We start from the raw sequence: 10,052 nt of genomic DNA, 5'->3' as shown, positions 1-10,052 counted from the left end.
GAAGTACCGCCTGCACCCGGTCTCCAGCCGCACCGGCGCGGTCCGGCTCGAAGACCCGGTCCGCGAGGCCATGTGGCTGCAGTTGGGCAACAAGTCGATGCTGATGAGCCAGAAGCAGGGCCTGCGGCTGGCCGACGAATGCCAGGCGGCCAAGCAGGTCGAGGTGGCCGAGGACATGAAGAAGAACCCGCCCAAGAGCCTGTTCGACGGCGCCGACACGCCGCCGGCCACCAAGAAGCAGTAGTCATCCGTCAAGGCGCGGCTCCCGCTTCGACGCGGGAGCCGCCCGCCCTTTTGTGTATCCGGAGAAAAGAAGATGTTGCAAGCCTACGTTGAACATGTTGCCGAACGCGCCGCGCTCGGCATCCCGCCGCTGCCGCTGACCGCCAAGCAGACTGCCGAACTGATCGAGCTCATGAAGGCGCCGGTCGTGGCCGAGGCCGACTTCCTGCTCGACCTGCTGACGAACCGCGTACCGGCGGGCGTGGACGACGCCGCCAAGGTCAAGGCCAGCTACCTCGCAGCCGTGGCCCACGGCACCGAGAAGAGCCTGCTGCTCACGCGTGCCCGTGCGACCGAGCTGCTCGGCACCATGCTCGGCGGCTACAACATCGGACCGCTGGTCGATCTGCTGGACGACGCCGAAGTCGGCACCGTCGCGGCCGAAGGCCTGAAGAAGACCCTGCTGATGTTCGACCAGTTCCACGACGTCAAGGAGAAGGCCGACAAGGGCAATGCGAATGCCAAGTCGGTGCTGCAGAGCTGGGCCGATGCCGAATGGTTCACCAGCCGCCCCGAAGTGCCGCAAAGCATCACCGTCAGCATCTTCAAGGTCGCAGGCGAAATCAACACCGACGATCTGTCGCCCGCACCCGACGCGACCACGCGGCCCGACATTCCGATGCACGCACTCGCGATGCACAAGAACGCGCGCCCCGGCATCGTGCCGGAGGAAGACGGCAAGCGCGGCCCGGTCAAGTTCATCGAGGACCTGCGCGCCCRCGGCCATCTGGTGGCCTACGCCGGCGACGTCGTCGGCACGGGCTCGTCGCGCAAGAGCGCGACCAACTCGGTGCTCTGGTTCACCGGCGAAGACATCCCCTACGTGCCGAACAAGCGCTTCGGCGGCGTCTGCCTCGGCGGCAAGATTGCTCCGATCTTCTACAACACGATGGAAGACTCCGGCGCGCTGCCGATCGAACTCGACGTCAGCCAGATGAACATGGGCGACGTGGTCGAACTGCGTCCCTATGAGGGCAAGGCGCTCAAGGACGGCAAGGTGATTGCCGAGTTCTCCGTCAAGAGCGACGTGCTGTTCGACGAAGTGCGTGCCGGCGGCCGCATTCCGCTGATCATCGGCCGCGGCTTGACCTCCAAGGCGCGCGAAGCGCTGGGTCTGCCGGCCTCGACGCTGTTCCGCCTGCCGGTCAGCCCGGTCGACACCAAGAAGGGCTTCTCGCTGGCGCAGAAAATGGTGGGCCGCGCCTGCGGCCTGCCAGAGGGCCTGGGAGTGCGCCCCGGCACCTACTGCGAGCCGAAGATGACCTCGGTCGGCAGCCAGGACACCACCGGCCCGATGACCCGCGACGAACTCAAGGACCTGGCCTGCCTCGGCTTCAGCGCCGACCTGGTGATGCAGTCCTTCTGCCACACGGCGGCCTATCCGAAGAAGGTCGACGTCAAGATGCACCACGAGCTGCCGGATTTCATGGCCACGCGCGGCGGCGTTTCGCTGCGTCCGGGCGACGGCGTGATCCACAGCTGGCTCAATCGCCTGCTGACGCCCGACACGGTCGGCACCGGCGGCGACAGCCACACGCGCTTTCCGATCGGCATCAGCTTCCCGGCCGGCTCCGGCCTGGTGGCCTTCGCGGCCGCCACGGGCGTGATGCCGCTGGACATGCCCGAATCCGTGCTGGTGCGCTTCAAGGGCAAGATGCAGCCCGGCGTGACCCTGCGCGACCTGGTCAACGCGATTCCGCTCTATGCGATCAAGGCGGGCCAGCTGACGGTCGAGAAGAAGGGCAAGAAGAACATCTTCTCGGGCCGCATCCTCGAGATCGAGGGCCTGCCCGATCTGAAGGTCGAACAGGCTTTCGAGCTCAGCGATGCCTCGGCCGAACGCTCGGCCGCCGGCTGCACGGTGCACCTGAACAAGGAACCGATCATCGAGTACATCAACAGCAACATCACGCTGATGCGCTGGATGATCGCCGAGGGCTATGCCGACGCCCGCACGCTGGCCCGCCGCATCGCCGCCCAGGAAGCCTGGCTCAAGGACCCGCAGCTGCTCAAGGGCGATGCCGACGCCGACTACGCGGCCGTGATCGAGATCGACCTGGCCGACATCCACGAGCCGATCGTCGCCTGCCCGAACGACCCCGACGACGTGAAGACGCTGTCGGACGTGGCCGGCGCCACCATCGACGAAGTGTTCATCGGTTCGTGCATGACCAACATCGGTCACTTCCGCGCAGCCTCCAAGCTGCTCGAAGGCAAGCGCGACATCCCGGTCAAGCTGTGGATCGCGCCGCCGACCAAGATGGACGCCCAGCAGCTCACCGAGGAAGGCCATTACGGCGTCTTCGGCAATGCCGGTGCCCGCACCGAAATGCCGGGCTGCTCGCTGTGCATGGGCAACCAGGCACAGGTGCGCGAAGGCGCGACCGTGATGTCGACCAGCACGCGCAACTTCCCGAACCGCCTGGGCAAGAACTCCAACGTGTACCTCGGCAGCGCCGAACTGGCCGCGATCTGCTCGCGCCTGGGTCGCATTCCGACCAAGGCCGAGTACATGGCGAGCGTCGGCGTGCTCGACGCCGCCAGCGACCAGATCTACCAGTACCTGAACTTCGACAAGATCGACGACTACAAGGACGTCGCGGCCACGGTCGCCGCCTGATCCTCGGCCGTCCCAGCAAAAAGCCCCGCCTCGCGGGGCTTTTTTCATGGGGGACCCTCCGGGCGGCCGGCCGCTTCAGCGCTGCGCGAGAGCGGTCAGCGCCTTCGCCGTCTGCGCGTCCGCCGGGAAGAACGATTCGACCGCGAGTTCCTGCAAGGTGACGTCCACCGGGGTGCCGAAGATCGTGGTGGTGCTGATGAAGCTCAGCACGCCGTCCGGCGTCACGAGCTGGAAGGGCACGATCACATTGGAGAGTTCGACGCCGGCGACCGGCGTGTCATGGCTCACCTGCGGCGCCGGGTAGGCCGCCAGTTCGTCGTGCAGCGCCGCAAGCGCGGTATCGCCGGTGGCGGCGATCTGCTGCTGCAGCCGCTCCAGCAGGTGGCCGCGCCATTGCGCCAGGTTGGCGATCCGCGGTGCCAGGCCGTCCGGGTGCAGGCTGAGCCGGAGGACGTTGATCGGCCTCTCGAGCAGGTGCGGGGCCGCACCGGTCATCAGCATCGGCACCAGCGCGTTGTGCGCCACCAGGTTCCAGTGGCGATCGACCGCCAGCGCAGGGAAGGGCTCATGGCCCTTGAGCACCAGGTCGACCGCCCGCCGCGCCGCCGCCAGGGCCGGGTCGTCGAGCGAGCGTTGCCGGTACATCGGCGCGTAGCCCGCGGCCACCAGCAGCGCATTGCGCTCGCGCAGCGGCACTTCCAGCCGCTCGGCCAGCCGCAGCACCATCTCGCGACTGGGCTCGGCGCGGCCGGTCTCGACGTAGCTCAGGTGGCGGGTCGACACCTGGGCCTCGTGGGCCAGGTCGAGCTGGCTCAGGCGCCGGTGCTGGCGCCAGTGGCGCAGATGGGCGCCGAACGGGTCGGCCGCGGTCGGGGGGGTGCTCGATGTGTGCATGGACCACATCCTAGTGAACCGGCGCGCCACGGCCCATGACCTCCCAGGTCATCGACCCGGCGCCGCGCCGTGGGAATGATGGGCTCCAACGCGACAGGAAGGGCCTGCCGCGCCGAACCCAAGGAGTCCGTCATGTCCGTCTTCGCTTCCCGCCGTTTCCTGCCCCGCCTGATGTGGGCCGATGCCGCCTCGTGCGCCGCCACCGGGGCGCTGCAACTGGTCTTTGCCGGCGCCCTGGCCCGCCTGACCGGACTGCCGGTGCCGCTGCTGCTGGCCACCGGCGTCTTCCTCCTGGCCTATGCCTGCGCCGCAGCCTGGATGGCGAGCCGCGCGCTGCCGCCACGCCGGCTGATCGGGTGGGTGGTGGCCGGCAACTTCGGCTGGGCGGCCGCCTGCATCGCCCTGCTGGCCGCCGGCGGCACCTCGATCAGCGCGTGGGGCTGGGCCTGGGTCCTGGCCCAGGCGGTCACCGTGGTGGTGCTCGCCGAACTGCAGTGGATGGGCCTGCGGCACAGCCGCGCCAGCGGCGCGCGCGCCGTCGCCGCCTGAACCGAAGCGCGCCGGCGGGCTTCCCGCCTGCTGCCGGAGTCACCGAACCCTGCTATCTTTGAGGAGCTTCCACGAACAAGGAGTTTCTTCATGGCCAAAGTACCGGCGCACGCCTTCGCCTCCACGCTCAAGACCTTCAAGACCGCGTCGGGAAAGGCCGGCAAGTACTGGTCCCTCAAGGAGCTCGCGAAGCAATACCCCAACGTCGACAAGCTGCCGGTCTCGATCCGCATCGTGCTCGAATCCGTGCTTCGCAACTGCGACGGCCAGAAGGTCACGGCCGAGCACGTCGAGCAGCTCGCCAACTGGTCGCCCAACGCGGAGCGCACCGACGAAGTGCCCTTCGTCGTGACGCGGGTGGTGCTGCAGGACTTCACCGGCGTGCCGCTGCTGGCCGACCTGGCCGCGATGCGCAGCGTGGCGCAGTCGCTGGGCAAGTCGCCCAAGACCATCGAGCCGCTGGTGCCGGTCGACCTGGTGGTCGACCACTCGGTGATGGTCGACTACTACGGCACGCCGAAGGCGCTCGACCTCAACATGAAGCTCGAGTTCCAGCGCAACAACGAGCGCTACCAGTTCATGAAATGGGGCATGCAGGCCTTCGACACTTTCGGCGTCGTGCCGCCCGGCTTCGGCATCGTGCACCAGGTCAATCTCGAGTACTTTGCGCGCGGCGTCTACAAGAGCCCGCACGACAAGGCCGATCCGCCGACCTACTACCCCGACTCGCTGGTCGGAACCGACAGCCACACGACCATGATCAACGGCATTGGCGTGGTCGGCTGGGGCGTGGGCGGGATCGAGGCCGAGGCCGCGATGCTGGGCCAGCCGGTTTACATGCTGACCCCCGACGTGGTCGGCTTCGAGCTCAGCGGCCAGCTGCGCGAGGGCGTCACCGCCACCGACCTGGTGCTGTACGTCACGGCGATCCTGCGCGGCGAGAAGGTGGTCGGCAAGTTCGTCGAGTTCTTCGGCCCCGGCGCCGCCTCGATCGCGGTGCCCGACCGCGCCACCATCGGCAACATGGCGCCCGAGTACGGCGCCACCATGGGCTTCTTCCCGGTCGACGAGATGACCGTGGCCTACTTCAAGGGCACCGGCCGCACCGACGCCGAGGTCGAGCGCTTCGAGGCCTACTACAAGGCCCAGGGGCTGTTCGGCATGCCGGCGCCCGGCGAACTCGAATACACCAAGATCGTCAAGCTCGACCTCGGCACCGTGTCGCCGAGCCTGGCCGGCCCGAAGCGGCCGCAGGACCGCATCGACCTGGGGCACCTGGCGACCAAGTTTTCCGAGCTCTACAGCAAGCCGAACGAGGCCAACGGCTTCAACCAGCCGGCCGATACGCTGAAGCTGCGCTATCCGCTGACGCACGAGGGCAGCAAGGGCGAAAAGGAAGCAGCAGCGCCGCCGCCRGGTGCGCCGCGCGACGTGGTCGAGATGATCGCCAACCGCTCGACCAAGGCCGCGGCCCATGTGGGTGCGACCGCGCCGCCCGCGCCCAAGGGCCAGGTGTCGATCGGCAACGGCGACGTGCTGATCGCCGCCATCACCTCGTGCACCAACACCTCGAACCCGAGCGTGATGCTGGCCGCGGGCCTGCTGGCCAAAAAGGCGGTGGAGGCGGGGCTCACCGTCAAGCCGCACGTCAAGACCTCGCTGGCCCCCGGGTCCCGCATCGTGACCGAGTACCTCGAGAAGGCCGGCCTGCTGCCCTACCTCGAGAAGCTCGGCTTCTACCTGGCCGGCTACGGCTGCACCACCTGCATCGGCAACGCCGGCGACCTCACGCCCGAGATCAACGAAGTCATCACGAAGAACAATCTGATCGGTGCCGCGGTGCTGTCGGGCAACCGCAATTTCGAAGCCCGCATCCATCCGAACCTGAAGGCCAACTTCCTGGCCTCGCCGCCGCTGGTGGTGGCCTTCGCGATCGCCGGCAACGTGATGGTTGACCTCATGACCCAGCCGGTGGGCAAGGGCAAGAAGGGGCGGGACGTCTACCTCGGCGACATCTGGCCCAGCCCGAAGGAGATCGACGACAACCTGCGCTTCGCGATGAACGCCAAGACCTTCCGGAAGAACTACGAGCAGATCAAGGACAACCCGGGCAAGCTCTGGAGCAGCATCAAGGGCACCAAGGGGCAGGTCTACGACTGGCCCAAGTCGACCTACATCGCCGAGCCGCCGTTCTTCGAGGGCTTCAAGATGGAGCCGCATGCGAGCGACGCCGGCTTCACCGGCGCGCGCATCATGGCGCTGTTCGGGGACTCGATCACCACCGACCACATTTCTCCGGCCGGCTCGATCAAGGAAAGCTCGCCGGCGGGTATCTGGCTCAAGGCGCACGGCGTGTCGAAGGCCGACTTCAACAGCTACGGCTCGCGCCGCGGCAACCATGACGTGATGATGCGCGGCACCTTCGCCAACGTGCGCATCAAGAACCTCATGATCCCGGCCGATGCGGACGGTTCGCGCGAGGAGGGCGGGCTCACGCTGTTCCAGCCGGGCAACGAGAAGATGTTCATCTACGACGCTGCGATGAAGTACATCGAGCAGGGCGTGCCGACCGTGATCTTCGGCGGCGAGGAGTACGGCACCGGCTCCTCGCGCGACTGGGCCGCCAAGGGCACGCAACTGCTCGGCATCAAGGCGGTGGTGGCGCGCAGCTTCGAGCGCATCCACCGCGCCAACCTGGTCGGCATGGGCGTGCTGCCGCTGCAGTTCCGCGGTGCCGATTCCTGGGAAAGTCTCGGCCTCACCGGCAACGAGAAGATCGATGTCGTCGTCGGCGGCGAGTTGAAGCCGCAGATGGACGTCAAGATCGTGGTCCACCGCCCGGACGGCACGCACCAGGAGGTCACCGTGCGCCTGCGCATCGACACGCCGATCGAGGTCGACTACTACAAGCACGGCGGCATCCTGCCCTTCGTGCTGCGCCAGCTGCTGGCGGCCTGACCGGAAGCTGACTCGGCGCGGACGCTCGTCCGGGCCGCGCCACCCTGAAGGGATTCTTGCGCCAGATCGCCCCAAACCCCGGAGTTTTCGAGAATAATTCTCTTTTGCATTCTCTGGACTCCGCGGGTGACCACAATGAACGGCGCGGCCTCGGCCGCCATCAGCCTCGATCAGCTTCCCCAGCACCAATGGGCCACCGTACTCGACGTCCTGCGGCCCGAGGAGGCCGAGGGCAGGGAACTGGTGCTGCGTCTGACCGAAATCGGCTTCGTGCCGGGTGAGGCCGTGCGCATCGTCGCCACCGGCGTGCCCGGGCGGGAGCCGCTCGCCGTGCGGCTGGGCAACACCACTTTCGCGTTGCGCCGCCACGAGGCGTCGCTGATCCGCGTGACGCCGGGAGCGGCCGGCCATGGTTGAAGCGACCCTGAACTTCCAGCCCGGCGCCGCCCGCTCGAGCAGCCCGCCCGAGCGCATCGCGCTGCTGGGCAATCCCAACTGCGGCAAGACCGCGCTGTTCAACCTGCTCACGGGCAGCCGCCAGAAGGTGGCCAACTACGCGGGCGTGACCGTCGAGCGCAAGGAAGGCACCTTGCGCACCGCCGCCGGCCGGCGCGTCTTCGTGCTCGACCTGCCGGGCGCCTACAGCCTCAATGCGCTGTCGGCCGACGAAGYCGTCACGCGCGACGTGGTCACCGGCCAGAGCCAAGAGGCGCTGCCCGACCTGCTGGTGTGCGTCACCGACGCCACCAACCTGCGCCTCAACCTGCGGCTGGTGCTCGAGGCCAAGCGCCTGGGGCTGCCGATCGTGGTGGCGCTCAACATGACCGACATGGCGAAAAAGCAGGGCATCGCGGTCGATGCGGCCGTGCTGTCGCGTGAGCTCGGCCTGCCGGTGATCGAGACCGTCGGCGTGCACAGCGGCGGCGCCCAGGGCCTGCTGGAGGCGCTCGACGCGCCGGTGGCCGCCGCGGGCCCGCTGCAGCAATGGCAGGCGCCCGGGCTCGACGAAGTGCTCGACACCCAGCGCGAGGTGCGCCGCGTCCTCGGCCTGGCGGTGCGCGAGCCGGCCGGCAGCCTGGCCACCAGCGATCGCATCGACCGCATCGTGATGCATCCGGTGTGGGGCATGGTGGTGCTCGCGGTCGCGATGTTCCTGATGTTCCAGGCCGTGTTCAGCTGGGCCGAGGTGCCGATGAACGCGATCAAGGACGCCACCGCGGCGTTCGGCGAACTCGTCAAGCACTACCTCCCCGCGGGGATGCTGCAGAGCCTGCTGGTCGACGGCATCATCGCGGGCGTCGGCGGCGTGGTCGTCTTCCTGCCGCAGATCCTGATCCTGTTCCTGTTCATCCTCGCGCTCGAGGATTCAGGCTACCTGCCGCGCGCGGCCTTCCTGCTCGACCGCGTGATGGGCACGGTGGGGCTCTCGGGCCGCTCCTTCATCCCGCTGCTGTCGAGCTTCGCCTGCGCGATTCCGGGCGTGATGGCCACCCGGACCATCAGCAACTGGCGCGATCGCATCACGACCATCATGATCGCGCCGCTCATGACCTGTTCGGCGCGGCTGCCGGTCTATGCGCTCCTGATCGCGGCCTTCATTCCGGCACGCACCGTGGGCGGAGTGTTCAACCTGCAGGGCGTGGTGCTGTTCGCGCTGTACGTCTTCGGCATCGTCTCGGCAATGGCCGTGGCCTGGGTCATGAAGCGCTTTCGCGACTCGAAGCGGCAGTCGCCGTTGCTGATGGAGCTGCCGGCCTACCGCTGGCCCAACCTGCGCAACCTGCTGCTCGGCCTTTACGAGCGGGCCTGGATCTTCATCCAGCGCGTCGGCACGATCATCCTCACGCTGACGATCCTGCTGTGGTTCCTCTCGACCTTCCCGTCGCCGCCCGAAGGCGCGACCGGCCCGGCGATCCAGTACAGCCTGGCCGGCATGATCGGCCGTGGGCTGGAACACATCTTCGCGCCCATCGGCTTCAACTGGCAGATCTCGATCGCGCTGGTTCCCGGGATGGCGGCGCGCGAGGTGGCCGTGGGTGCGCTCGGGACGGTGTATGYGCTGTCGGCGACCGGCGATGACGTGGCGGGTCAACTCGAGCCGCTGATTGCCGGCAGCTGGTCGCTCGCCACGGCGCTGTCGCTCCTGGTCTGGTACGTCTTCGCACCCCAATGCATATCGACCTTGGCCGCCGTCAAACGCGAGACCGGCTCGTGGCGTTATGTTTGGATCATGGCTGGCTATTTGTTCGCGCTCGCCTACATTGCGTGCTGGATCACCTACCGGGTGGCCCTGGCGCTCACAGGAGGATGAATGATGCTCTCCCCCAGGTTGGCCCACTTCGTGTGGCCGCCCACCCCCTCTCCGGGGGCCACACCGGCGGCCCGGCAAAGCCGGTTCCGCGGTGTTCCCGGGCTTGGAACCTCTGGTTTCATCGGCCATGGTCGCGCGTGCAGCGCGGTGGAGGTGTGACATGAAGCAAGAATTCCTCGTCGGACTGATCGTCGCGCTGGCCGCGCTCTATGCAGTCTGGCGCTGGATGCCCGGGAGCTGGCGCCGTGCGGCGGCCGGCCGGGTGGCCGCCGGTTCGCATCGCGCCGGCCTGGTCGACGCCAAGCGTGCCGAGCGCCTGGCCGCCTCGTTGGGCAAGGCCTCCGGCTGCGGTTCCTGCGACAGCTGCGGCAGCTGCAGCACCGCGGCGAAGCCGGATGCGGCCGGCAAGACCGCTCCCGCGCGCTCGCACTGAGTGCG

General features: G+C 67.9%; 7 protein-coding genes and 1 pseudogene. 7 read left to right on the top strand and 1 reads right to left on the bottom strand.

The window, feature by feature from the left end; genetic code table 11:
- A pseudogene (locus AC1D2K_RS05365) lies at window positions 1-244 on the top strand (hypothetical protein); the annotation flags it as partial.
- Window positions 245-316: 72 nt separating this feature from the next.
- A complete protein-coding gene (locus AC1D2K_RS05360; RefSeq protein WP_478086889.1) occupies window positions 317-2,902 on the top strand; it encodes a bifunctional aconitate hydratase 2/2-methylisocitrate dehydratase in 2,586 nt (861 codons plus the stop codon).
- A 75-nt stretch (window positions 2,903-2,977) separates the two neighbouring features.
- On the opposite strand, the gene AC1D2K_RS05355 is transcribed toward AC1D2K_RS05360, so the two are convergent.
- Complete coding sequence (locus tag AC1D2K_RS05355; protein ID WP_478086887.1) at window positions 2,978-3,796, bottom strand: helix-turn-helix domain-containing protein; 819 nt, start codon at window positions 3,794-3,796, stop codon at window positions 2,978-2,980.
- Between the two features lie 132 nt (window positions 3,797-3,928).
- Here AC1D2K_RS05355 and AC1D2K_RS05350 point away from each other — a divergent pair, with 132 nt between their 5' ends.
- The 5 genes from AC1D2K_RS05350 to AC1D2K_RS05330 all read left to right on the top strand — a co-directional run bounded on the left by AC1D2K_RS05350 (window position 3,929) and on the right by AC1D2K_RS05330 (window position 10,047).
- Window positions 3,929-4,345 carry a hypothetical protein gene (locus tag AC1D2K_RS05350; RefSeq protein ID WP_478086885.1) on the top strand — a complete coding sequence of 139 codons (417 nt, stop codon included), beginning with the start codon at window positions 3,929-3,931 and terminating at the stop codon, window positions 4,343-4,345.
- A 90-nt stretch (window positions 4,346-4,435) separates the two neighbouring features.
- Complete coding sequence (locus tag AC1D2K_RS05345) at window positions 4,436-7,303, top strand: aconitate hydratase (protein ID WP_478086883.1); 2,868 nt, start codon at window positions 4,436-4,438, stop codon at window positions 7,301-7,303.
- A 135-nt stretch (window positions 7,304-7,438) separates the two neighbouring features.
- Complete coding sequence (locus AC1D2K_RS05340; RefSeq protein WP_478086891.1) at window positions 7,439-7,720, top strand: FeoA family protein; 282 nt, start codon at window positions 7,439-7,441, stop codon at window positions 7,718-7,720.
- Window positions 7,713-9,614 (top strand): ferrous iron transporter B, encoded by a 1,902-nt coding sequence (gene feoB, locus AC1D2K_RS05335; protein ID WP_478086881.1) that lies wholly within the window; start codon window positions 7,713-7,715, stop codon window positions 9,612-9,614. Before AC1D2K_RS05340 ends, feoB begins: the two co-directional genes overlap by 8 nt.
- Before the next feature lie 160 nt (window positions 9,615-9,774).
- Complete coding sequence (locus tag AC1D2K_RS05330; protein ID WP_478086880.1) at window positions 9,775-10,047, top strand: DUF6587 family protein; 273 nt, start codon at window positions 9,775-9,777, stop codon at window positions 10,045-10,047.
- Window positions 10,048-10,052: the final 5 nt, after the last annotated feature.

It is taken from the genome of Variovorax sp. P1_H12_2, assembly GCF_056405335.1.
The sequence above is the reverse complement of the archived record's forward strand: the minus strand, read 5'-3'. Positions and strand labels throughout refer to the sequence as shown.